Here is a 25,887-nt window from a genome sequence, read left to right on the forward strand (position 1 = left end):
TCAGCTTAACAGCTTCGACCTGAAGAGTAACCTCCACCGTCGGTGTAATCGCACCTTTTAGAAAGTCCATACCAAATTGATGACGATCTAAAGTAGTTTTAAAATCACCACCACAAACTTCTTTTTTGAGTTTAGGACTATCATAACAGTTGAATTTTGTAGCCTCAAACACCACAGGCTGAGTTTTGCCTAATAATGTTAAATCACCTTTAATGCTTTTGACTTTATCACCATCAAATTCCCATTCATTTGATTTAAAAGTAATTTCTGGAAATTTCTCCGCATTAAATAAATCCGCTGATTTTAAATGACCATCGAATCCTGAATTACCTGTACTTAATTTACTCAATGGAACAGCAACAGAAACATTGCCTGTTTTAGCAGCACGATCAACTTCCACTACGCCTTCAATACCATGAAATGCACCATGGTTTGTCGAAGTTCCGAAATGGTCAATAGTAAAAAACACATTGGTGTGTGCAGGATCAAATTCATACTCCGCTGCTATTGCGGGTTTTGCTGTGGCTACTAAGATAGACAGAGAAAGAGTGCTGAATAATTTCATATACCATTCCTTATAAAAAGTGAAAGACTCTTCACTATACCATTAAAATATTAATTGAGAATGACTATCACTCATATTTTACAAATAATTAGAAAAAACTCTCTTGAATAAGATCTTCTGTCTTACTCTCTTCTTTCTCAGTAGTGACATCTAGCGTAAGTGTTCCCGCAGGTACGCAACAACATGGCAAAATTTCACCATTGGCAATATATGCCAATGGCTCAGTTAAATAATCCACATCACCTGTAATTACTCGAGTACGACAAGAGCCACAATAACCAGAACGACATTGATATTCAACTGCATGCCCAGTTCTCTCAAGTCCTTCTAGCAATGTTTCTCCCTGCTGCAAGCTAAAACTTCTTGCTCGCGTAATAACTAAACTCATAGATCAAAGTCGCCTAAATCATCTGTATTAACTTCAGCATCAATTTGTCCCACTAGATAAGATGAAATTTCAACTTCTTGTGGAGCAACCTGAACATTATCAGAGGTTAACCAAGCATTAATCCAAGGAATTGGATTTTGAGAAGCGCCAGGGAAAGCTGGTGCTAAACCGACAGCTTGCATGCGAATATTGGTAATATATTCCACATATTGAATCAGAATGTCTTTATTTAAACCAATCATTGATCCATCTTTGAATAGATAGGCCGCCCACTCTTTTTCTTGCTCTGCTGCTACTTTAAATAAGTTAAAGCACTCTTCTTCTAAATCACGCGCCACAAAAGCCATTTCAGGATCATCATTACCGCTGCGCATAATATTCAACATATGTTGAGTGCCTGTCAGATGTAATGCCTCATCACGAGCAATTAACTTAATAATTTTGGCATTACCTTCCATTAATTTACGTTCAGCAAAAGCAAAAGAACATGCAAAGCTAACATAGAAACGAATTGCCTCTAAGGCATTCACCGCCATTAAGCAAAGATACAATTTTTTCTTTAATTCATAAAGACTAACCTTGTATTCTTGTCCATTAATAGTATGCTTGCCTTCACCAAAGCGATCATATAATTGAGTCAATTGAATGAGATCATCATAATATTTAGAAATATCGCTAGCACGAGCAAGAATATGTTCGTTAGTGACGATATCATCAAAAACAATACCCGGATTATTCGTAATATTACGAATAATATGTGTATACGAACGAGAGTGTATCGTTTCTGAAAAAGCCCAAGTCTCAATCCAAGTCTCTAACTCAGGTAAGGAAACTAATGGCAATAAGGCTACGTTTGGACTACGTCCTTGAATAGAATCCAATAACGTTTGGTATTTTAGATTACTAATGAAAATATGCTTTTCATGATCTGGTAAACCAGCATAATCAATACGGTCCTGAGAAACATCAATCTCCTCTGGGCGCCAGAAAAAAGAAAGTTGTTTCTCAATTAATTTTTCAAATGTTTCATATTTTTGCTGGTCATAACGAGCAACATTCACACTTTGCCCAAAGAACATAGGTTCTTTTAAAGCATCATTAGGAGTTTGGCAAAAAGTACTATAAGACATATTATTCTCAATGTTTAAATTTTACATGCACCACCGGCACAATCATCGGCACCGTCACCTTGTGTATCATCAGCACCATCACGTGTATTATGGTAATAAAGTGTTTTTAGACCATACTTATAGGCTAATAATAAGTCTTTAAGTAATTGTTGCATTGGAACACGTCCACCTTCATAGCGTTTTGGATCATATGACGTATTGGCAGAAATGGCTTGATCAACAAATTTTTGCATAATACCAACCAATTGTAGATAACCGTCCATGTTTGGCATATTCCACAATGTTTCGTATTTATCTTTGAGTCTCTCATATTCTGGCACCACTTGTTTCAAGATACCATCTTTCGAGGCTTTAACAGTCACTAATCCTCGAGGAGGCTCAATACCATTAGTGGCATTAGAAATCTGACTAGATGTTTCCGACGGCATTAATGCTGTTAAAGTTGAGTTACGTAAGCCATTTTCCACAATTTCTGCACGTAACCATTCCCAGTCCAAATGCAATGGTTCAGGACAAACATCATCAATCGCTTTTTTATACGTATCAATAGGTAAAATACCTTTGGCATAATTTGTTTCATTAAAAGCTAGGCAAGGACCAAACTCTTTTGCCAAATTCATAGACGCTTTCAATAAATAATATTGAATTGCTTCAAATGTTCTATGGGTTAACGCATTACCACTACCGTCAGAATATTTGGCATTATTTTTGGCTAAGTAATAAGCATAATTGATCACACCTATCCCTAAAGTACGTCTATTCATACTACCAAGATAGGCGGCACGAATTGGATAATCCTGATAATCTAATAAAGCATCTAAAGCACGAACAGCTAAATCAGCCAAATGTTCTAACTCGTGCAAATCATCTATTGCACCAAGATTAAAAGCAGATAAAGTACATAAAGCAATTTCACCATTTTCATCATTGATATCACTCAATGGTTTGGTTGGTAATGTAATTTCTAGGCATAAATTACTTTGACGAATTGGTGCAACCTTAGAATCAAAGGCACTATGGGTATTACAATGGTCAACGTTTTGAATATAAATACGCCCTGTCCCTGCACGCTCTTGCATCATCAATGAGAATAAGTCTACCGCCTTGACGGTACGTTTACGAATAGCAGGATCATTTTCATACTGAAGATAAAGTTGTTCAAATTTCGCTTGATCCTCAAAAAATGCATCATATAAACCGGGTACATCAGAAGGTGAAAATAAAGTAATATTGCCACCTTTAATCAAACGTTGATACATTAATTGATTAATCTGCACCCCATAATCCATATGACGTACACGATTTTCCTCAACCCCACGATTATTTTTAAGTACTAATAAAGATTCAACCTCTAAGTGCCAAATCGGATAAAACAAGGTCGCTGCACCCCCTCGAACACCACCTTGAGAGCAACATTTAACCGCTGTTTGGAAGTGTTTATAAAAAGGAATACATCCTGTATGCTGCGCTTCGCCTCCACGAATTGGACTACCTACAGCACGAATACGTCCTGCATTAACACCAATTCCGGCGCGCTGAGAGACATAACGAACAATGGCGGCACTAGTTGCATTAATTGAATCAAGGCTATCACCACACTCAATTAACACACAAGAACTAAATTGACGTGTTGGCGTACGAACACCAGCCATAATTGGCGTGGGTAATGAAATTTTGAAAGTAGAAACTGCATCATAAAAGTCTTTGACATAACGTAAACGAGTTTCTTTTGGGTATTTCGCAAACAAGCAGGCTCCCACCAAAATATATAAAAATTGGGGGCTTTCATAAATTTCATTAGTAACACGATTTTGAACTAAATACTTACCTTCTAATTGCTTAACAGCAGCATATGAAAAGGTTAAATCTCTTGAATGCTGGATATAACCATCCAACTCATCCAATTCCTCTTTGGTATAGTCTGCTAGCAAATGAGCATCGTATTTTTTGAGTTCCACTAGACGTTTGACATGATCATACAAACTTGGTGGATCAAAGTCGCCAAATGCCTTTTTACGCAAATGGAAAATAGCAAGACGAGCAGCTAAGAATTGATAATCAGGCGTTGCAGATGAAATTAAATCAGCTGCCGCTTTAATAATTGTCTCGTGAATACTTTCTGTATGGATGCCATCATAAAATTGGATCTGTGATTTTAATTCTACCTGCGAGACAGAAACGTTATTTAACCCTTCCGCTGCCCAAGTGATCACACGATGAATTTTATCTAAGTTCAATGGTTCCTTCTCACCACTGCGCTTGATAACGTAGAGCTGATTTGTCATAATTTCGTCCAGTTGTTGTTTACAGGACTAAATATAGATTTTTGTTAAAATCTATATTTAGTAATGTTAAGGTTTTTTTATACCATATATAGTATAAAAATATTAGATTAATTTCAATCACAAATAATTAAGAAAATTATATAAAAATTTTCTTTCACTGGGATTAAAGCCCCTTTTAGCAAAATTTAAATTATAAAAAAATATATATTTGCTTTTTTTACAACACAAAATAGTCAGATTCCAGCCAATCTATTGACACAAAAAATAATCTTTATTTCAAAAAAGGTCTAAAAGCCTCTTCTATTAATGAAATATCGTTGGCATTTAATCGTTGGACATCAGACAAGGTTCTGCGGAATATCTTAGCCCCTTGTTGTCCATTCATCAGCCCTAGTAAAGGCTTAACTACTGCACGTAATGGTACCCCTTGAGTAGTCATGTTTTGAGCGTATGAGATCATTGTTTCACATATTTGCTGATTAGTGGCGGTTGGCTTATCCGGCCAGATAAGCTGGCTTACTTCTCTAAGTATATAAGGTTCATGCCACGCTACTCTACCAAGCATAATCCCATCAAATTGACTAAGTAACTCCCTACTTTGCTCTACTTGGTGAATGCCCCCATTTAAGACAAAAATTGCCTCAGGAAAGTCTTTTTTCAGTTGTGCAACCACCTCATAACGCAAAGGAGGAATTTCTCGATTATCTTTAGGAGACAGGCCTTTTAACACCGCATTACGGGCATGGGTCACAAAAACACGGCACCCAATCTCATATAGCTTTGCCACAAAATCATGTACAAACGCATAACTATCATCATAATCTAGACCTAAGCGGTGTTTTACTGTTACTGGAATATCAACAGCATCTTGCATCGCTTTTATACAGTCAGCCACCAAATCTGCCTCTGCCATTAAACAAGCCCCAAAAGCACCTCTCTGTACTCTTTCAGATGGACACCCACAATTCAAATTGATTTCGTCATATCCCCACTGCTCACCCAATTTTGCACAATGCACAAGAGCGTCTCTTTCACTTCCCCCTAATTGCAAGGCGACAGGATGCTCTGAATCATTAAACTGCAGATGCCTAGCTACATCACCATAAATTAACGCTCCCGTTGTTATCATTTCGGTATATAGCAATGCTTTAGGTGCTAGTAATCGGTGAAAAAAACGGCAATGCCTATCAGTAACATCTAGCATTGGTGCTACAGATAACCGCCATGGTTGATCCGTAGATTGATAAATACCCTTAAATTCTGGTGTTGTTTTATGATTTATCATTTTTATCTCGAATATCAACAACGGTTGGTCCACTTTGGTCAACAATTTTTTTAATTTCACTTAGTTTACGTAGCACATCCGATTTATAAACAATCCCAACCAAATGCGGAGGATCTTGCAAATCGACCACTGGTAAACGTTCCCCATTAGAGGACAGAAAACACTCTTGTGCCTGATCTAAATTCATAGAGGTTGTTAACGGCTCTATATAAGAACGTTGAATCAATTCTGGCGATATTGGTGCATTTAAATCTGGATTAGTCAGCAAAATACGAGTCATTGTCTTACTTTCAATCACGCCCAAAAACTCATTATGTGCATTTACTACATAGATATACCGTACGTTTTCTTCTGAAAACATATTGACAACATCTTGTAAAGTACTCTCCGGCGTAAGCACATTAACATTTTTATTAAGAAAATTTTTCACCTTGAGTTTACTTAACTGATTACGGACTAACTCATTTTTCTCTTCTTTGTTCGGTAACTTCAAACATTACCGTACCAGTGATGATGCGTGAGATAAAAAATGAAGTGACTGTCGCAATCATTAAAGGAGCAATCACATTAAAACTATGACTCATCTCCACGACTAACACCATGGCGACCAAAGGCGCACTAGTCGCCGCCCCTAAGAAAGCGCCCATTCCCACTAAGACAAACAAGGGAGCAAAAGTCGTAACATCAGGAAAAATTAAAGCTAGCATTTGCGTTAATAACATCGCCATACTAGCTCCCATTAGCATCACTGGCGTGATAACCCCACCAACAGCACCACAACCGACACTAATACCTGTTGATAAAATTTTCAATAACAAGATAGTGGCAATAGCACTCAGTGTCCAAGGAGCCGTAAGATATGAATGAATAATCGTATCCCCTTTTCCTGTCACCCATGGCTCAATAATAATCAAGCAACCAAGTAAAAAACCACCTAGCGTCATTGACACAAATAAAGTATTACCAAGTTTAGCAAAAAGTTGGCGGCAAATTTCTAGGTATTTTAAAAACAAAGGAGCAAAAATCCCAGATAAAAAGCCAATAGCAATGGTAACTAATAGATATTTATCACCGATAACAGTAATCTCAGGAATAGAATACAGCCATGAATCAAAACCTAGGCTGCGCATCGTAATAAAAGCCGTTGCTGATGAAATCATTAGTGGCCCCAGCACATGGCTAGCCATACTACCTAAGACAATTTCAGCGACAAATAGAGCACCAGCTATGGGGGCAAAATACGCTGATGAAACACCAGCTGCCGCACCACATGCCACAAGTAGCCGATGATGATTCGTATCTAAACGAAAAAAACGCCCCAAAAATGAACCTGTCATAGCTGCCAAGTGAATAATTGGCCCCTCTCTCCCTAACGACCATCCAGCACCTGCTACACTCAGTGCCGAGGCAACCCGTAGCAACCCTTGTCGCATAGATAGACGCCCATTACCAATAGCTACTGCTTCCATATAGTCAGAGTTAGCATCAACCTTTATTTTAGATGCCCAATAAAGCCCCATCGCTGCGATAAAGCCAGCAATTGTAGGAACAAGTATTTTTTTAAGTGAAGACCATTGTTCCGCAAGTTTAGTGGGATCACCGTACTGGTGACTATGTAGGTACTGTAAAAACTTAACTGTCTCATGAAAGCTAATAGTAGTTAGTGCTCCTGCAATACCCAAGACAACCGCCCATACTAAAATAGCTGGCTGGGAAAATAGTTGCGGAAATGAGCTCAAATAAGTACGAATTGACTGAACGTATGACTTCACTGTTGATGATTAAAGATGATTGGAAAAATTGGAAAGCACTTACTATTAAGTGTCATATTATAAAACATCTCAACACGATTATTTGAAAACCATAGGAATAGCAAATTCATCATTTTTTTCCTATAGAATATGAATATCAAATGAATTACATGAAAGATAAATAATCCTATGGCTGTTTTTACTCCTTTAAGCAATGAACAAGTTGCTCAATATTTACTTGAATACAATCTTGGTGAACTTGTTTCTTTACAAGGCATTACGGCGGGTATTGAAAATACTAACTTTTTCCTTACCACAACTAAGGGTGAGTACGTTATCACTATTTTTGAAGTACTGACTTTTGAGCAATTACCATTTTATATTAAGTTAATGCACCATCTCGCTAGTAAGGGAATCAAAGTTCCCATGCCACAACAGCGCAAAGATGGCTCACTGATTGGTCAATTAATGGGAAAGCCTTGTTGTATCGTCACACGTCTTCATGGCGGTTATGAGGCAACCCCGAGTAAGGCTCATTGTATTCTAGCTGCTGATATTCAAGCACATATTCATTTAGCCACAAAAGATTATGCGTTACAGCAACCAAATTTACGTGGTTTATCCTGGTGGCAAGAAAACTATCCCAAAATACAGCCATTTTTATCTACAGAGCTTAATGCTCTTTATCAACAAGCCTTAACAGAACAAATCAGCGTGCAAAATAGTGATACGTGGAAAAATTTGCCTCAAGGCGCATGCCATTGCGACCTATTTCGCGATAACGTACTGTTTGCAGGCACCTATCAATCACCTAGTATGGGTGGCGTTATTGATTTTTACTTTGCTGGCGTTGACAAGTGGATTTTCGATGTGGCTGTCGCTGTAAATGATTGGTGTATTCAACGTGATACTGGCGAATTTATTCGTCCTCATGTTAAAGCGTGGTTAGAAACTTATCATCAAATAAGACCTTTCACAGAAGAAGAACGTGAAATTTGGCCACAAGCTTTACGAGCAGCGGCGTTACGCTTTTGGACATCACGTCTGTACGACTTCTATCTTCCAAGAGCGGCAGAAACATTAAAACCCCATGATCCAACCCATTTTGAGCGTGTACTCAAACAACGCTTTAATGGCTATATCCCTGAATTACCTCTATAACAGTTTTAATCTATGCCTTTGATACATTCACACAAACCTACTATTGCTTTTCACTGGATTAAGGAAGGTTTTAGTTTATTATTAAAACAATTTATCCCTTTATCTCTGCTATTTGTTATTGTTTCTTTAGCATTTTCTATCGGCACAATGCTTCCTTTGATTGGTATCTTTATCGCACTGATTTCTTTACCTATCACACAAATGATTCTTTTTAATGCGGGCTACGGTATTCGCTTGAGGGGGCGTTTACAACTAAGTGATATTTCTCAAAAAATACGTTCACAGCAAACCATTCTACGCCTCTTTGGGGCAACGTTAATTAATTTTGTTTTTATCTACACAATCTTAACCATTACTTTACCAAGCATTCCTATCGCAATCGATGATTTTATGGCACTTAGCTCTGAAGAAATGGCTAAAGTCATTTTACAGACCTATACCTTTTCGGCTATGTTAATGCCAGTCTTTTGCGTTTCAGTGTATATGCTACTGACTATTTGGGTCTATCCACTAATTTCATGGGAAGATAGTCGTGTTATACCCGCTTTTAAAAACTCATTTAGAGCCAGTATGGCTAATGCACTTTCCCTTAACTTTTTTATTTGCTACTTTCTGCTTTATTTTTATGCTAGGAATTTTTGTTATGCAGACAGTACTTTTAAGCGCTGCCAGTACCCTAGCCTCTATGGTAAGTTTATTTATAATGCATACACTTGTGATTGCCCTATATTTAAGCCTATTTGTTGCACATATGGAAATTTTTTATGGCGCTTCCAGCCAAAAATAATACTTTTTTCATAAATTATTATTAGACTAATACATTAATACTCACTCTTTTAAGGAATTACTCATGTCAAAAAAATTATTACTTACTTCTTTGATGGCAGTAACGCTAAGTGCTTGTAGTAATATGAATCCAATGGGAGTATTACAGGTAGGTAGTACCCTATTCCAAGCAGCATCAATTAGTGATGCCGATGTAAAGGCTCTTGGTGCCCAATCTGCCGCAAAATTAGATGCTGAAAATAAAATAGCTACTAGTAATAGTAAATATTCTCAACGATTAAACCGTATCACCAAAAACTTACGCTCTTATAATGGTCAGCCCATGAACTTCAAAGTGTATATGAATAATGATATGAATGCGTTCGCACTTCCTAATGGGGATATTCGTGTTTACTCTGGCTTACTTGATAAGATGACCGATGATGAGGTTCTTTTTGTTGTCGGACATGAAATGGGTCATGTGGTCTATGGGCATTCTAAATCACAAATGCGTAGCTCTTTATTAACAACAGCTGCTCGTCAAGCTGCCGCAGCTAGTGGCAATTCTATCGTTGCATCCCTATCCTCAGGACAAATTGGTAATTTAGCGCACAAATTAATTGATGCCCAATATTCGCAATCTGATGAGTACGAAGCAGATGCTCATGGGCTCAAAGTGCTTAAAGAAAATGGCCGTAGCAAAGATGCTGCTGTCTCAGCCCTACGTAAAATTGCTGCCATCAGTGGCGGACAATCAACTATTTTCTCATCACATCCTGATTCTGATAAACGTGCTGAACGTATTGCTAATATGAATTAGTCAGGCTATCGATAAAATATACTTTTGGCGTATAAGTTTTATAATCAATACCAATTTACTGATTGATTACTCTTATAAAACATTCTGCCAACACTAAAAAGTGAATCAATATCAAAAAATGCCATGCTCATTAGAGCATGGCATTTACTTAGGAGATTTAATTTTTTATTACTACTAAACAACTTAAAGAAAATTATTTAGTAAAACGTTAAGATTAGTAGCGATAACTAATATTTAAACGATAATCACGACCAGCCGCGGGTAAGGCATTGATACCTGTACGTTGGCTATGTGGCTTGTAATATTTATTAAAGACATTGTTTACCGAGACGTTAACATTGATGTCATCCTTGCCTGTTGGTTGCCAATTCAAATAAATATCGCTTACACCATAACCTGGGCGTGGTTGAACTTCAGCACCACCAGATCCGCGGCTTGCTTGACCCTCTGAGCGTTGAACAAAGCGCCCTTGCCAACCAAGCTCTAAACTTGGATTTTCAAAGGTATAACTTAGAGAAGCGGTCCATGTACGCCCCATAGGAATAGCTGTTTGAACAATATCAGCTAAAGAACCATTTTGTTCTGGCTTAGAGTAAGCAACACCCACACGCGCTTGTAAGCCAGCATATTTATACGCTAACCCTAACTCATAACCACGATTTTTTAATTCACCGCCGTTAATCGCTGTTTGTAAAGCGGCACCACGATAACGTGAAGTTTCAAATTCTGTTAGATTGGTAATTTTTTGAACAAAATAACTACCATGTGCAGAGAATTGGTCATTAAAGCGATAATCAAACCCTACTTCAAAGTTACGAGAACGCTCTGCCTTTAGACCATTACCTGCCGCAATATATTGTGCACCACCACGCCCTGTTGACACCAATGCTACGTCAAATAAACGAGGACTACGTGTTGCAATGTTATAGCTCATATTAAAGCTTAAATCATGTGTTGCATCCCAGATTAAGCCAATACTTGGGCTCCATGCTCCATCAGAAACTGATTGCCCAATTGTTCCTTTATAGTCAAAGTGATCATAGCGCAGACCAGTTGTCAACGTAATCGGATCAAAATTCCAAATGCCCTCTAAATAAGCACCAATTTCGTCCTTCCCATGAGTTCCTGTCGCAAATCTAGCGACAGTTGGAGCCTCACCTGTTTGACGACGATAATTCAGACCATATTTTAGCCAGTGTTTACCAAAGATTTGCGTATTGAAATTAAAGTTTGCTCCTGTCGTTTCCGCTTTGGTAATAGAATTGCCACCATCTTGTAAACGACGATTATTCAGTTGATAAACATTAGCATCTAAGTGATCAATAAAACCGATTTTCTTACCATGATACTCTAGATTAAATGTCTCTTGATCAAGAACACGGTAGCTCGGGCGGTTATTGCTTGGGTTGTCTGCTAGGGCAAAATCAAACTCTTCACGAAGATTACGAACTCCCCATGATTTCTCTTGACGATAACTAAAGGCCAAACGATGATTTTCATTGAAATTTAGACCAATTTTAGCTAAAACACCACGTTGATGAATACCAGATGCATTAACTTTGTAGCCAGAACCATCCTTATAGTCTTCTTCACGTACAAAGTTAGTTGCAAATAAAGCATCTACTTTACCAAAACGTCCATAAACCGCTCCACCAGCATTAGCACCTTTATTGCTTGAATAACCGGTATTCACTTTTACACCAATATTCTGACCGTCTCGTAATAAATCAGCAGCATCAACAGTTGTTGCAACAATAGCGCCTGAAGTGGCCCCTAGACCTGCAGAAGCAGAACCCGTGCCTTTTTGGACATCAATAATTTTAACTAACGCTGGGTCAAATAGAAAACGACCTTGATGATGGAAAATCTGTGTATCAGAATAGGTATTATCTACTTTTACATCAATTTGATCCTGCCCCATGCCACGGATAGAATACCATTGCGATGTAGAGTTACCACCACCAAAGTTAATCGCAGGCTCTGCCGCTAAGATGCCTCTCAAATCTGTTGCTGTTGATTTTTCTATCCCTCTGAGCTCAACTACATTTGTTTGCGATTTAGCACCCTCAAAATAGCCTGCTTGAATAGTACTCAATGTCGTGACTTGTTCTGTGTTTTCTTTGCTCTCTTGCGCATATGCAAACCCATTTGCCAATAATAATATCAAAGACAACACCTTGAACTTATCATATTTAACCATCATTACTTCCTCTTTATAAATAAGATTAATTATTATTCAAATAAATGAATAATAATAATAACTATTTTTATTTATATTGCTAAGATATTAGTAAAATTTAACTAATATCTGTTAAATATTGTTGTATATGCACAACTTTATTATCTATCTTCTGCTTATATTGTGAACTGGTATGGAAATTTTGGACACCAAGGAGTCCAAAATATGATGATATAGGTATCCATTAAAAAACAAAAAGCTGAATTGGCTTAAAAAACCAATCCAGCTCAAATTAGGAAATTATGCTGAAAAATAGTTAATAATTTAAACGTGCCACTTTTCCTCTCAGAAAACAAAAACTCTTTACTTAAGATGAAATAAATAGTGAAACCCTACACGCTAAAAACGCTACCCTATCAAAAATATAAGCTAGATTGATTTGTTACTCCAATCTAGCTTATATAAGGTTAATTACTATTTTGCGTGATATGCAAAAGATAATAATTAGATAGATTTTTCCAACTCAGGCACAGCAGTAAACAAATCTGCCACTAAGCCATAGTCCGCTACACCAAAAATAGGGGCTTCAGGATCTTTGTTAATTGCAACGATAACTTTAGAGTCTTTCATACCTGCTAAGTGTTGAATAGCACCAGAAATACCCACTGCAATATACAACTGTGGTGCAACCACTTTACCAGTTTGTCCTACTTGTAAATCGTTTGGTGCATAACCAGCGTCAACTGCTGCACGAGAGGCCCCTACCGCTGCTCCTAACTTATCAGCCAGACCATCTAAAATTTTGAAGTTTTCTGCACTACCTAAACCACGTCCACCAGAAACAATCACTGATGCTGCCGTTAATTCTGGACGAGCGCTCTTGGCAATCTCACGCCCAACAAAAACACTTAAACCACTATCTGCCACAACAGTTAAAGACTCTTGTGCGGCTGAACCACCAACATTTGCTACAGCATCAAATGCAGTCGTACGCACAGTGATCACTTTTTTAGCATCAGCACTTTTCACTGTAGCGATTGCATTACCCGCATAGATTGGTCGCTCAAACGTATCTGCATCAATGATGGCTGTAATTTCTGAAATCTGAGCAACATCTAATTTCGCCGCCACACGAGGAGCTGTATTTTTACCTGAGGCTGTTGCAGGGAAAAGAATATGCGAATAGTTACCCGCAACCTGTAACACTTGTTCGGCTAAATTTTCTGCTAAAGCATTAGCTAATGCATCACCGTCAGCCACTAAAACTTTACTCACACCTGCAATCTGTGCTGCCTGTCCCGCTGCGCTAGAAACATCTTTACCGGCGACCAAAACGTGAATATCAGTCCCCAACTTACTAGCTGCAGCTACTGTATTTAATGTCGCACTCTTGATTGAGTTATTATCATGTTCTGCAATTACAAGTACTGTCATCTTAAATCACCTTTGCTTCATTTTTTAATTTATCAACAAGAGTCGCAACGTCAGGAACCTTAATACCTGCTTTACGGGCAGCTGGTTCAGTGACTTTTACTACAGTTAAGCGAGGAGCTACATCTACACCTAAATCTTCTGGTTTAAATGTATCCAATTGTTTTTTCTTTCGCTTGTCATAATCTTAGGTAAGGTTGCATAGCGTGGTTCATTTAGACGTAAATCTGTGGTAATAATGGCTGGCAATTTTAAACTTAAGGTCTCTAAACCACCATCAATTTCACGCGTTACTTTAACATGTTCACCTTCTACTTCTACCTTACTAGCAAATGTAGCTTGAGGCCACCCTAGTAATGCCGCTAGCATTTGACCCGTTTGATTTGAGTCATCATCAATCGCTTGTTTACCTAAAATAATCAGTTGAGGCTGCTCTTTATCTGCCACTGCTTTTAATAATTTTGCAACGGCTAAAGGTTGAAGTGCAACATCAGTTTCGACCAACACACCACGATCCGCACCAATCGCCATTGCAGAGCGAATTTGCTCTTGGCATTGAGTGATACCACATGATACAGCCACAATTTCTGTCACTGTGCCTTTTTCTTTTAAACGAGTTGCCTCTTCAACAGCAATTTCGTCAAAAGGATTCATTGACATTTTTACATTAGCTATATCAACATCTGTCTGGTCTGATTTCACTCGTACTTTGACGTTGTAATCAACTACACGTTTAACCGGTACTAATACCTTCATCCATCTATCTCCTAGGATAACTTTTGTTTAAATACTCTTAATAATAACATTCTATCTATAAAAAAAACAAAACTTGCTGATTATATATAAATCCGCTCGAATTTATCAACACAGCGCACCAGAGCTGATTTATAACCATGAAAACCGGCTCGCCGAAAATACAACCTACTTTAGCTGATTATAAATCAGCTAAGGTCTTAATATGCTCCACCGCACTTCTTCCTAGAGAGGATAGTTCATATCCCCCCTCGAGAAAGCTTATAATTCTTCCCTCACTATAGGTATCCGCAATTTTCATTAATTCTTTGGTTAACCAGACAAAGTCTTTTTCAACTAAGTCCATTTGCCCCATTTCATCTTCTCTATGGGCATCGAAACCAGCACAAATCAATACTAATTCGGGCTTATAGTCATGCATATCAGGCAACCAATGCTCAGTCACCACTTTTTCTACTGCAGCCATGCCTGAATAAGCTGGTAAAGGGGTATTCAGCATATTCTTAGCCACATTTTCAGTTCCTGAATAAGGAAACAATGGGTGTTGGAAAAAACTATACATTTTTACATAGGGATGGTTTTGAAAAATTTTCTCTGTCCCATTACCATGATGCACATCAAAATCAATAATAGCAATGCGCTTAAAGCCATATTTTTCAATCGCATAAGCTGCAGTCACCGCTGCATTATTAAAAAAACAAAAACCTGTACTCCGATTAGGCTCGGCATGATGCCCCGGTGGTCTAACACTGCAAAAAGCATTTTTTGCTTGTTTGCTCATCATCTGATCCAGTGCCAAAATACCTGCACCGGCTGCATGTAAAGCCGCATTATACGTATGTGGATTCAAACAAGTTTCCTCGGTATCCACGTTAAAATAGCCATCTTCTGGAATATTTTCTCGAATAAAATCAATATAAGCTATCTCATGAACACGAGAAAGATCCACTACCGTAGCCTTTGGTGCATCTAAATGCGTCAAATAGGTACTAATACCACTCGCAAGTAATCTATCATTGATTGCATCTAACCGTTTTGGCGACTCAGGGTGCCATTTATGCATCATGTGTAAACGACAAACTGGATGGGTTATAAATAAGGTTTCCATACGCCCAATCCCCTTCCTTAATCTTAAGCCATTCTTTTCTAATCTTTAGAGCATATAAGATTTTTAGCCTTTTTTCCTTTAGTATTTCTACCCATTTAAAAACCATTACAGTATTTTCTTAAACAATTTTGACTATTATCAAATTTGCTTCTGGTAAACTAACAGGAACATTTAAGGATTTTAAGGAATAAGAATATGAAAAAAGTAGCTCATTTTGCTCTTTTAGCATTATCGTCATTATTATTAAGCGCTTGTGCTTCTCAAACTTCATCTCCTGATATCGATAATAGAGATTCAACCCCTCCCGCAAAAACAGGCTGGCAAGTCGAAAATTCAACCCTAAGTAGCGACAAAGCAACTTTTATCAAACAAGTCTCTAATCGCTACAATATTCCTAAATCCTTTATTGAGGATATGCTTGCTCGTGCTCAAATCAATAACCGTGCCATTGCCTTAATGAGTCCTAAAAAGACCTCTTCCATCAAACGACACTGGCCAACTTATCGAAATCGCTTTGTTGAGCCAATTCGAATCCGTAAAGGTACAGCCTTCTGGCACAATAATCAAAGCACACTAGCTGCTGCTGAAAAAAAATATGGCGTTCCAGCCGCAATTATTGCCGGTATTATTGGTGTTGAAACTGTCTATGGTGAACAGATGGGCAGTTTCAGTGTATTAGATGCCTTATATAGTTTAGGTTTTTATCATCCTGATCCATCCCGCCCAGAAAAAGCGCAGATGTTCCGTAATCAATTAGCCGCCTTAATCGAACTTACCCACAAAGGTAAATTTGATGGGTTTACTGCATTAGGCTCTTTTGCTGGAGCTTCAGGTCTAGGCCAATTTATGCCAATTAGTATTCTTCATTATGGCGTAGATGCGGATAAAGACGGTAAAGTTGATTTACGTAATAGCACAAAGAATGCGATTTACTCTGTTGCTAATTTTCTGTCTCAACATGGATGGCAAGCCAATATGCCCGTCTTTGCGCCAGCACGCTTACCCTCCTCTCCAGCTCGATTTGTCAATGGAGGTTTAGAACCAAGTATGAGTTGGCAAGAATTACAAACCCAAGGAGCCACAACATCTACCCAAGGTCAGGCATGGCAACATGGCAAAAACCTAGGAGTCATTGATTTAAAAGATGAGGTAAATGGCAATACAGAGTATCGGATAGCCACCCAAAACTTCTTTGTTATTACTAAATATAACCGTAGTTATTTTTATGCGGCTTCCGTAGCTGATTTAGCCTCCGTACTTGCACGACAACAAATATCTCAAGGGAAGATAATTACTCTGCCATAAATTAACTCTTTTTGACTTCTGCTAAACCATAAAAACCAAAGGTCTTATTAATAACTATTAATAAGACCTTTGAACTATTTACTCTAGTACTTACATATGCATTTAGGCTAGCCAAAACAAGACCAAACTTTATCAGCTAAGTTAATCATTAGACTTGGTTCTGTGTACATCAAGAAGATACCCACTAAAATGAGTAGCAGCAAAATTATTAATACAGATCGTAGAACCATCTATACCTCCTCACAGCCTTTCACCCTATGTTAAAAACGATAGCTTAAGCAGCTGCTCTTTTAATAGGACCTTCATTCATTGGAACATGTACCAATGCCGAAACCACGCTCAAGCCGATAGCAATATACCAAACCAAATCATAGCTGCCATATTTATCATATAAATAGCCACCTAACCAAACACCAAAAAAAGCTCCTACTTGATGACTAAAAAAGACACATCCACTTAGCATGGAGAAATGTCGAATGCCAAAAACCTGAGCAACAATAGCATTAGTGGCAGGTACCGTTGAAAGCCATAATACCCCCATCACAGCAGCGAATAGATATACACTCATCGCACTTAATGGCGCACTAATGAAAATAATAATCACAATGGCTCGTAATGTATATATCCCCATCAACAAGAAACGCTTTTGATATTTTTGTCCTAATACGCCTACCGCATAAGTACCAAAAATATTGAATAAACCAATCAGTGCTAAGGCTATACTGCCTACGTGTGGAGGCAAGCCAAAGTCTTTAATATAAGATGGCAAATGCACACCAATAAAGACCACTTGGAAGCCACAGGTAAAATAGCCCAGTACTAATAAAATAAAACTAGGGTATGTAAATGCTTCTTGTAAAGCATGTAGAATACTTTGCTCCGTTTGGTGTCCAACAATCTCTCTTGAAGGCTCTCTTAGCCCCATCCCTAGAACAATAATCAGCAAGCTTAATATGGCACAAATCACCAAGGCATTTTGCCAATTAAACCAATCAATTAACACATTTTCTACGGGCACCATGAAAAACTGCCCAAATGAACCCGCTGCAGCAATAATCCCCATCGCCCATGAGCGTTTATCAGAACTAACATTACGCCCCAATACACCATAGACAATAGCATAAGTCGTGCCTGCTTGTGCTAAACCAATCAATAAACCTGTAGTCAGAAGAAAACTAATTGGCTGGGTACTATACGCCATACCCAATAAGCCTAAACAATAAGCCAATGCACCAATACAAAGTACTTTATAAGCCCCAAACCTGTCGGCCATCATGCCCATAAAAATACCCAGAAACCCCCAACTAAGATTTTGGAACGCAATCGCAAAAGAAAAGGTTTCTCTAGACCAGCCGTTGGCTGTGATAATGGGAAGCTGCCATAATCCAAACCCATGGCGAATCCCCATTGAAAGAGTCACAATCAACGAACCACAGATGAGTAATTGTTTTAAAGGAATTTGTGCTGTTTTTTCCATATTGTTCTGTCTCTTAAGTATTTTTTATACGCAGGCATACGTAGATTTTATTGAGTGACTCACTCTTGATGTTTAATGATTGGCCAAGCTTTGTATAAGTAATAACACATAGACCAAATTGTCAATACGGCAGCGACATAAATTAAGATTTCACCTAATACCAAACTATCTATCTCAAAAATAGGTTGCGCAAACATCAATAAAGGAATAGCTGTCATCTGTGCAGCAGTTTTAAATTTACCTAACCAATGTACTGCCACACTACCTCTGGCACCAATTGTCGCCATCCATTCACGTAACGCTGTAATAGTAATTTCTCGACCAATAATAATCAGTACAATAAATGAATCAACACGATTTAAATCCAATAAAATCAATAGTGCAGCACAAACCATTAATTTATCAGCGACAGGGTCAAGAAAGGCTCCAAATGACGTTGTTTGGTTCCAACGGCGAGCCAACCAGCCATCCAACCAATCTGTTAATGCAGCAAAAATAAAGGCTATTGCACCTATCGTATCCCTATTATGAATCCCCATCCAATCTGTAGGCAAATAATATAAAGCAACCACTAGGGGAATCATACCGATTCGCATCCATGTTAACGCTAAAGGAATATTCCATTTCTTCATTTTAATCACTTAATTACCTTAACGATTCATAAATTTTTTCTGCTAATTGTTGAGAAATACCATCAACTGATTTTAAATCTTCAATACTAGCATTGACTACACCATTAAATCCACCAAAACGCGCTAATAATTTTTGTCGTCGTTTTGCACCAACACCCTCTATCTGTTCCAACCTTGAGACATTACGCTGTTTAGCTCGTTTAGCACGCATTCCTGTTACAGCAAAACGGTGAGCTTCATCCCTAATATGAGCAATTAGCATCAATGCTGCCGAACCTATACCTAAGGTTAGTTGTTTACGACCATCCACAAAATTCAATGTTTCTAACCCAACTTTTCTGCCTTCACCTTTGGTAACACCAATTATTTTACTCATATCTAGACCATATTCTTCAAAAACTTGTCTAGCAACATCAATCTGCCCCTTCCCTCCGTCAATAAGCACCAGATCAGGCATTAATTCTTGGTGCTCTCCTACTTTAGCGTATCGACGTTCTAACGCCTGTCTCATTGCGGCATAATCATCACCTGGTGTAATACCATTGATATTAAATCGTCTATAGCGAGATGATTGCATATCATGATGCTGATAAACGACACAGGAAGCCTGCGTTGCTTCTCCCGAGCTATGACTAATGTCAAAACATTCAATCCATAACTGATTTAAGGCATCAGGATCCTGAGGTAAATCTAATAGCTCGGCTAAAGCTAATGTTCTAGACTCTTTAGAACTAGTATCAGATAGAATCCTAGCTAATGCTAGGCTCGCATTTTGTTGCGCCAACTCTAACCATATTTTTTGCTTTTCATTAGGGCGTTGTATAAGTTTTACTTTTCGTTGTTGCTGCTCCATTAATAGACTTAATAGGCTATTATCTACAAGTGGATGAGATAAGAGCAACTGATCAGGCAATTGATTTTCTAAATAATGAGCAGCGATAAAAGCACTGAGAATATCTTCTGCTTGATCACCATTTACCTGTGTAGGAAAAACAGCTTTATCCCCTAGGTGTCGCCCACCTCGTACCATGGCTAAATTGATACAGCATTTCCCCTCGGCAAATTCAATCACAATAATATCAACATCTACTTGAGCAGTTAATTCCATTGATTGACTATGCATAACAGTTGCCAAAGACTGCATTTGATCTCGAAAAACAGCCGCCTGCTCAAAAGCTAACTCATCTGATGCTTTTAGCATTTTTGTCTCTATTTGTTTAATCACATCACTAGCTTGTCCCTCTAAAAACTGGACAGCATGCTGAATATCCTCAGCATAATCTTCTTTAGAGATAAGTCCTACACATGGTGCAGTACAACGATTAATTTGATACTGTAAACAAGGTCTGGAGCGATTGCTGTAGACACTATCCTCACAGGTACGTAGACGAAAGACTTTTTGTAGAATCTGAATGGAATCCCTCACCGCATAGGAGTTCGGAAAAGGACCAAAGAACTTACCCGGTTTATTTGTAGAGCCACGATAATATGCCATCCTTGGAAAATCATGTGCAGTAAACATCAAATAGGGATAAGACTTATCATCCCTAAATAAAATATTGTATTTAGGGTGTAAACTCTTGATTAAATTATTTTCCAGAATAAGTGCTTCTGCTTCAGATCGTGTCACCGTCACATCAGTGTGGTCAACTCTAGCCACCATATGAGCAATACGGGGGCTTAAATTGGTTTTCTGAAAATACGAAGAAACCCGTTTTTTTAAATCACGGGCTTTCCCCACATACAGAACCTCACCATCCGCTGAAATATGCCGATAAACACCTGGCAAATGAGGTAACTCAGCTAGAAAAGATTTGAGTTTGGAAGGATCTTGCATACTGATACCGAGAATTCTTTTGTAATTTATCCCAAGAACTAAATTTCTTCTCAGGAATAAGGCGTAATAATCTCCTTACCGATAAAGGATTCACCTTAACATCTAATTCTGCCAGCAATTGGTCAGCTAAATCAGGACGGTTACATACCAATACCATATCACAACCTGCGGTTAAAGCGGCTTTTGCTCTATCGGTAATATTACCTGCAACGCTAGCCCCTTCCATGGTTAAATCGTCAGAAAAAATCATACCTTGATAATTTAAACGTTCACGTAGAATATCCTGAATCCAAACCTTAGAAAAACCAGCATTTTTTGCATCCACTTTGGGATAAATAACATGAGCAGGCATAATGGCTGGTAATAGCATATCACCTAACCACTCAAATGGCATCACATCCTCTTGGAGAATAGTTTCCAAATCACGCTCATCAACAGGAATATCAATATGTGAGTCAACATCAATAAAACCATGACCGGGGAAGTGCTTTCCACATGCTGCCATACCCGCTAATGACATTCCCTGAATGACAGCTCTTGCCAACATAGCCACAACCTTAGGGTCTCTGTGGAAAGAACGTGTCCCAATCACAGTACTGACGCCATAATCCAAATCCAATACAGGGGCAAACGTAAAATCAACACCACAAGATCGTAGTTCAGCAGCCAAAATATAGCCGATTTCTGTGGACACTCTCATCGCCCATAAAGGATTACGATTCCAATATTCCCCTAATAATTGCATAGACGGTAAATGAGTAAATCCTTTATCCTTAAAGCGTTGCACACGCCCACCCTCATGATCAACTGCAATTAATAAAGGCCCTGAACGTGCTTTTTTTATCTGTTTTGTTAGGTGGCGTAATTGCTCAGGATTTTCATAGTTACGTGAAAAAAGAATTACACCGCCCACCAACGGATGTTTTAATCGCTTTTTCTCTTCCTTAGTTAACTGAGTTCCTTGTACATCAATTAATACTGGTCCTGGTTGTAATTTTTTCATCATCCCCCCTATTATGCTGATTTACTTTCCACAATCACAAAAGCCATCACAATATCCGCTTCATCCGTCAACGACACATGAGCAACTCCGAAACGTTCTTCATACCACGATTTGAGTGGCTCTGATAAGACAACAATAGGTTTGCCACTTGGTGCATTTAATACTTGCATACCTGACCAATACATGGGCATATGCATCCCTAAACCAATAGCTTTCGAAAAAGCTTCTTTTGCTGCAAACCGTGTAGCCAGAAACCGTAACCCTCGCTGAAAGTCTCGACTAGAACGAAGAAAAAAATTTCTCTAACTCTTGTTCACCAAGAATACGCCTAGGAAACCTCTCTCCAAACCGAGAGTATACTTTTTGGATACGATTAAGATATAAAATATCTGTTCCTATGCCAGCAATGGCTTTGTTCTTAACAAAAGCATCCATTATGTATAAAAATCACTAATCACTATATCGTTTTAATAAAGTGTTCGCGATAATATTTCAATTCATCAATAGATTCATGAATATCTGCCAACGCTTCATGCTTACTTTTCTTTTGGAAACCTTTATATACATCAGGTGCCCAACGCTTCGCTAATTCCTTAAACGTACTCACATCTACAGTACGATAATGTAAATATGCCTCTAATTTAGGCATATATTTATACATAAACCGTCTATCCTGACTGACAGAATTACCGCATAAAGGAGCTGTTTTTTCAGGAACATATTGTTTTAAAAACATCAACAGCTCTTCTTCTGCTTGTTGTTCAGTCATTGTGGATGATTTTACTTTAGCGGTTAATCCAGAACGACCATGTGTTCCTGTATTCCAACTATCCATACCATTTAGGACTTCATCGCTCTGATGTATCACGAAAACGGGCGCTTCGGCTACAATAGTCAAATCGGGTTCAGTCACAATAACGGCAACTTCAAGAATTTTTTCTTTTTCAGGGTCTAGTCCACTCATTTCCATATCGAGCCAAACTAAACGTTGATTATTATTTGCCATAAACTACTATTCCTTGTTAAATTTTTATTATTTTCGCACATAGTTTGAGTTTAAAGCGATGTCTATTACAAGTTTTACGATTATTTTTATTATCTTATTATTAATTCAAACCATCACACAATTGTGGTTATCATTTCGCCAAGTTCGATACGTGAGTTTGAATCAAGACAAAGTCCCCGCTGAATTCCAAGAAACGATTAGTCTACAAAGCCATCAGCGTGCAGCAAAATATACGATAGCGAGACAACGTTTGCGTATGTGGGAAATCCTACTTGAGGCTGTGGTATTAATTGGTTTTACCTTATTTGGTGGATTAACTTGGCTAAATTCATTCTTAGCAGAAATGATTTCATCTCCTATTTGGTATCAAGTCGCTCTGGTTATTGCCGTATTTGCGATTAGTAGCCTATTAAGTTTACCATTTAGTCTTTACAATACATTTGTATTGGAAGAGTCGTTTGGTTTTAATCGCATGACGGTTAAATTATTTATTGCTGACTTTATTAAAAGCACTCTATTAGGCTTAATAATCGGGATTCCGCTGTTATATGGTTTGTTTGTTTTTTTAGATAATTTCTATACACCATACTGGTGGATTTGGGTGTGGGCTGCCTTTTCCGTTTTAAGTTTATTACTCATGTTTATTGTGCCAAAATTTATTATGCCACTTTTTAATAAATTTACGCCATTAGATAATCCTGACATTCAACAACGTATCAACCATTTAGCACAACGTACTGATTTTGGATTAGATGGTCTTTATGTCATGGATGGCTCTAAGCGTTCAGCACATGGTAATGCCTACTTTACAGGTTTTGGTAAACATCGTCGAATTGTGTTTTTTGATACCTTATTGAATAAGCTAACTCCTCCAGAAATTGAAGCAGTCTTAGCTCATGAACTTGGACACTTTAAACATAAACATATCATCAAGCGTATTATTCTCAGTTTTACCATGAGTTTTATCTTCTTTGCAGTATTAGGCTATTTAATTGATAAAACCTGGTTCTATGCTGGATTGGGAGTATTCCCTGGCATTAGTCAACCTATTTTTGGTATTGCACTGGTATTATTTAGTTTAATCTTACCTGTTTTTACCTTTTTATATACGCCAATAAGCAGCTTCTTCTCTCGCAAAGATGAATTTGAGGCAGATCGTTTTGCTGTTAAACAAACTAATGCAGATAATTTAGTTTCAGCATTAGTGAAACTTTATAATGACAATGCTTCTACCTTAACTCCAGATCCTCTACATTCTATGTTTTATGATAGCCATCCCCCTGCTAGTATTCGTATTCAACATTTAAAGGCTGCTAATACATGATGCAATCGGGTAGAGTCATTACCGCTTTTGGGCGGCATTTTACGGTTAAACTGCAAGACGGTACAACAAGGCACAGTTACGCCAAGGGTAAAAAAACAGGTATCTGTGTAGGCGACTATGTGCACGTTGAGTTAATCGGACAAGATGAAGCAAGAATTGTTGATATTTTAGAGCGCAAAAACCTTCTTTATCGTTCAGATGAAATGCGCTCAAAGCAATTTGCTGCGAATGTAGATATTCTATTTATTGTCGTGGCTGTAGAGCCTAATTTTTCTGAAGACTTGTTAGGCAGAGCTTTAGTTGGTGCATGGAGCGCACAGATTAAGCCCATCATTATTTTGAATAAAATTGACTTAAGCTCTAATTATCAAGCAGCCAAAGATCGTTTAAAAACCTATCTTGATTTAGGCATTGAATTGATTGAGGTAAGCACATTAAATCCTTTAGATTTAAAAGAAAAATTATTACCCATTTTACAAGATCATACTTCCCTTTTACTTGGTCAAAGTGCTATGGGAAAATCTAGCATTCTTAATGTACTGGTACCTGCCGCACAAGCTCACACACAAGAATACTCAGTCGCTTTGGGAACAGGTAAACATACTACGACCACAACAACCCTGTATGAATTGCCTGAGATTAACGCAAATCTCATTGACTCGCCAGGCTTTCAAAGTTTTGGATTAAAACATTTGCAGCTCAATGAAGTGATTGCGGGCTTTCCTGAATTTACCCCTTATTTAGATCAATGTCGCTTCTATAATTGTCAGCACTTACATGAGCCTGGTTGTGGTGTACTTAAGGCACTAGCAGAGCATAAAATTGCTGCCGAAAGACATGCACTATATGAACGCATCCTGTTGGAATGTACCGCACCTGAACGTTATTAAGAAGATATTTATTGATTATAGACGAGCCAATTTATAATAAAAATTCCGGATGACTGCTGCCGTAGCCCCCCAGATAAAATAATCATGATAAGGAATGGAAAAATACTGCTTTAACGGAGAGCTTGCATCTGTTTCACGGATATGGTGCAAGTAATGATTGCTTGGATTGAGTACAAATGATAAAGGAACGGTAAATACCTCCTCAACCTCATTTCTGTTAATACTTAACTGATACCCATCCTGCAAAATACCTACAAATGGTTTCATCACAAAACCAGTCCCGGTAAAAAAATCAGGTAATGCGCCAAGAACCTGTATAAACTGCGACTCTACACCTATTTCTTCTAATGTTTCACGAAGTGCTGCCTGTTCAGCCGAGGCATCCTCCTGATCCACCTCGCCCCCCCGGAAAACTAATTTGTCCACTGTGTTTTTTAAGATGCAAAGAACGGCGTGTTAATAATAATTCTAATCCGTGAGTTGTTTGAATTAAAGGAACTAATGTAGCCGCTTCAATATAAGGCTTTTGTTGATGAATAGCCAGTTTTTCTTTATGCCACGTTGCTATTACTGGATCAGCATACTCACTAATAGGGTACTGTAAGCTCTGTTGAATAAAGGGTAAACTTATCTTCTCCGTATCTAATGCTGTTAATCCTTTGTCTGCACGTTCACGTGATTGCTCCAATGGATTAAAGTTAGGATTACCATATTTAATATTGTTATCCACAGAATCCTCTTATATAAAATTTACCACAAATATTTCTCTTATTATAGTTGAATTATAGATGC

General features: G+C 38.0%; 23 protein-coding genes and 2 pseudogenes. 6 read left to right on the forward strand and 19 right to left on the reverse strand.

From position 1 onward, the window contains the following. The 7 genes from V757_RS15780 to V757_RS15805 form a co-directional block, all read right to left on the reverse strand. Positions 1 to 565: YceI family protein (locus V757_RS15780; RefSeq protein WP_023948783.1), on the reverse strand; the 565-nt coding region annotated here is incomplete at its 3' end. A gap of 88 nt (positions 566 to 653) precedes the next feature. Continuing rightward, positions 654 to 953 carry a class I ribonucleotide reductase maintenance protein YfaE gene (gene yfaE, locus V757_RS15785; protein WP_023948784.1) on the reverse strand — a complete coding sequence of 100 codons (300 nt, stop codon included), beginning with the start codon at positions 951 to 953 and terminating at the stop codon, positions 654 to 656. Beyond that, positions 950 to 2,083, reverse strand: coding sequence for a class Ia ribonucleoside-diphosphate reductase subunit beta (gene nrdB / locus V757_RS15790; RefSeq protein ID WP_023948785.1), 1,134 nt, complete (start codon positions 2,081 to 2,083; stop codon positions 950 to 952). The genes yfaE and nrdB overlap by 4 nt, the downstream gene beginning before the upstream one ends. Positions 2,084 to 2,097: 14 nt before the next feature. Next, positions 2,098 to 4,368 carry a class 1a ribonucleoside-diphosphate reductase subunit alpha gene (gene nrdA, locus V757_RS15795; protein ID WP_023948786.1) on the reverse strand — a complete coding sequence of 757 codons (2,271 nt, stop codon included), beginning with the start codon at positions 4,366 to 4,368 and terminating at the stop codon, positions 2,098 to 2,100. Between the two features lie 271 nt (positions 4,369 to 4,639). After that, positions 4,640 to 5,653: a tRNA dihydrouridine(20/20a) synthase DusA gene (gene dusA, locus V757_RS15800; protein ID WP_023948787.1), complete on the reverse strand. Its 1,014-nt coding sequence runs from the start codon at positions 5,651 to 5,653 to the stop codon at positions 4,640 to 4,642. Then, positions 5,640 to 6,146 carry a CBS domain-containing protein gene (locus V757_RS29035; protein ID WP_245586933.1) on the reverse strand — a complete coding sequence of 169 codons (507 nt, stop codon included), beginning with the start codon at positions 6,144 to 6,146 and terminating at the stop codon, positions 5,640 to 5,642. Before V757_RS29035 ends, dusA begins: the two co-directional genes overlap by 14 nt. After that, positions 6,115 to 7,392, reverse strand: coding sequence for a chloride channel protein (locus V757_RS15805; protein ID WP_245586934.1), 1,278 nt, complete (start codon positions 7,390 to 7,392; stop codon positions 6,115 to 6,117). Before V757_RS15805 ends, V757_RS29035 begins: the two co-directional genes overlap by 32 nt. A gap of 201 nt (positions 7,393 to 7,593) precedes the next feature. On the opposite strand from V757_RS15805, the gene V757_RS15810 reads away from it, so the two are divergent. Genes V757_RS15810 through V757_RS15820 form a run of 3 tightly spaced genes read left to right on the forward strand, consistent with a single transcriptional unit; the run spans position 7,594 to position 10,150 of the window. Next, positions 7,594 to 8,565: a homoserine kinase gene (locus V757_RS15810; RefSeq protein WP_023948788.1), complete on the forward strand. Its 972-nt coding sequence runs from the start codon at positions 7,594 to 7,596 to the stop codon at positions 8,563 to 8,565. Positions 8,566 to 8,577: 12 nt separating this feature from the next. Continuing rightward, positions 8,578 to 9,366 (forward strand): hypothetical protein, encoded by a 789-nt coding sequence (locus V757_RS15815; protein ID WP_023948789.1) that lies wholly within the window; start codon positions 8,578 to 8,580, stop codon positions 9,364 to 9,366. Positions 9,367 to 9,415: 49 nt separating this feature from the next. Then, a complete protein-coding gene (locus V757_RS15820) occupies positions 9,416 to 10,150 on the forward strand; it encodes a M48 family metallopeptidase (RefSeq protein WP_023948790.1) in 735 nt (244 codons plus the stop codon). Positions 10,151 to 10,364: 214 nt separating this feature from the next. On the opposite strand, the gene V757_RS15825 is transcribed toward V757_RS15820, so the two are convergent. From V757_RS15825 to V757_RS15840, 4 genes and pseudogenes are all read right to left on the reverse strand, one after another. Beyond that, positions 10,365 to 12,353, reverse strand: a complete 1,989-nt coding sequence (locus V757_RS15825) for a TonB-dependent receptor plug domain-containing protein (protein WP_036693922.1) — start codon at positions 12,351 to 12,353, stop codon at positions 10,365 to 10,367. 480 nt (positions 12,354 to 12,833) lie between these two features. Beyond that, the gene (locus V757_RS15830) at positions 12,834 to 13,763 is read right to left on the reverse strand and encodes an electron transfer flavoprotein subunit alpha/FixB family protein (RefSeq protein ID WP_023948792.1); all 930 of its coding nucleotides are present in this window, start codon (positions 13,761 to 13,763) and stop codon (positions 12,834 to 12,836) included. A 1-nt stretch (position 13,764) separates the two neighbouring features. Next, a pseudogene (locus V757_RS15835) lies at positions 13,765 to 14,516 on the reverse strand (electron transfer flavoprotein subunit beta/FixA family protein). Between the two features lie 178 nt (positions 14,517 to 14,694). Then, a complete protein-coding gene (locus tag V757_RS15840; RefSeq protein WP_023948793.1) occupies positions 14,695 to 15,621 on the reverse strand; it encodes a histone deacetylase family protein in 927 nt (308 codons plus the stop codon). A 195-nt stretch (positions 15,622 to 15,816) separates the two neighbouring features. On the opposite strand from V757_RS15840, the gene mltB reads away from it, so the two are divergent. Beyond that, positions 15,817 to 16,926 (forward strand): lytic murein transglycosylase B, encoded by a 1,110-nt coding sequence (gene mltB / locus V757_RS15845; RefSeq protein WP_023948794.1) that lies wholly within the window; start codon positions 15,817 to 15,819, stop codon positions 16,924 to 16,926. A gap of 274 nt (positions 16,927 to 17,200) precedes the next feature. Here mltB and V757_RS15850 read toward each other — a convergent pair whose 3' ends face one another. The 6 genes and pseudogenes from V757_RS15850 to orn form a co-directional block, all read right to left on the reverse strand. Next, positions 17,201 to 18,403, reverse strand: coding sequence for an MFS transporter (locus V757_RS15850; protein ID WP_023948796.1), 1,203 nt, complete (start codon positions 18,401 to 18,403; stop codon positions 17,201 to 17,203). 59 nt (positions 18,404 to 18,462) lie between these two features. Further along, a complete protein-coding gene (gene pgsA / locus V757_RS15855; RefSeq protein WP_023948797.1) occupies positions 18,463 to 19,035 on the reverse strand; it encodes a CDP-diacylglycerol--glycerol-3-phosphate 3-phosphatidyltransferase in 573 nt (190 codons plus the stop codon). A gap of 13 nt (positions 19,036 to 19,048) precedes the next feature. After that, a complete protein-coding gene (gene uvrC, locus V757_RS15860; RefSeq protein WP_023948798.1) occupies positions 19,049 to 20,872 on the reverse strand; it encodes an excinuclease ABC subunit UvrC in 1,824 nt (607 codons plus the stop codon). Continuing rightward, positions 20,835 to 21,875: a beta-N-acetylhexosaminidase gene (nagZ, locus tag V757_RS15865; RefSeq protein WP_023948799.1), complete on the reverse strand. Its 1,041-nt coding sequence runs from the start codon at positions 21,873 to 21,875 to the stop codon at positions 20,835 to 20,837. Before nagZ ends, uvrC begins: the two co-directional genes overlap by 38 nt. Before the next feature lie 11 nt (positions 21,876 to 21,886). Further along, positions 21,887 to 22,310 (reverse strand): annotated as a pseudogene (acpS, locus tag V757_RS15870) (holo-ACP synthase). A gap of 22 nt (positions 22,311 to 22,332) precedes the next feature. Further along, on the reverse strand, positions 22,333 to 22,881 hold the full coding sequence (gene orn, locus V757_RS15875) for an oligoribonuclease (RefSeq protein ID WP_023948800.1): 549 nt from the start codon (positions 22,879 to 22,881) through the stop codon (positions 22,333 to 22,335). Between the two features lie 58 nt (positions 22,882 to 22,939). On the opposite strand from orn, the gene V757_RS15880 reads away from it, so the two are divergent. Both V757_RS15880 and rsgA read left to right on the forward strand, forming a co-directional pair. Then, positions 22,940 to 24,205, forward strand: coding sequence for a M48 family metallopeptidase (locus V757_RS15880; protein ID WP_023948801.1), 1,266 nt, complete (start codon positions 22,940 to 22,942; stop codon positions 24,203 to 24,205). Further along, entirely contained in the window at positions 24,205 to 25,095 is an 891-nt protein-coding gene (rsgA, locus tag V757_RS15885; protein WP_031273936.1) for a ribosome small subunit-dependent GTPase A, read from the forward strand. Before V757_RS15880 ends, rsgA begins: the two co-directional genes overlap by 1 nt. A gap of 15 nt (positions 25,096 to 25,110) precedes the next feature. Here the strand turns inward: rsgA and V757_RS27275 are convergent, their stop codons facing one another. Continuing rightward, positions 25,111 to 25,491, reverse strand: coding sequence for an NUDIX hydrolase (locus tag V757_RS27275; protein ID WP_052019164.1), 381 nt, complete (start codon positions 25,489 to 25,491; stop codon positions 25,111 to 25,113). After that, positions 25,466 to 25,825, reverse strand: a complete 360-nt coding sequence (locus V757_RS27280; protein ID WP_052019166.1) for an NUDIX hydrolase — start codon at positions 25,823 to 25,825, stop codon at positions 25,466 to 25,468. Before V757_RS27280 ends, V757_RS27275 begins: the two co-directional genes overlap by 26 nt. Between the last annotated feature and the right edge of the window lie 62 nt (positions 25,826 to 25,887).

The organism is Pelistega indica (assembly GCF_000506865.1).
GTDB lineage: Bacteria > Pseudomonadota > Gammaproteobacteria > Burkholderiales > Burkholderiaceae_B > Taylorella > Taylorella indica.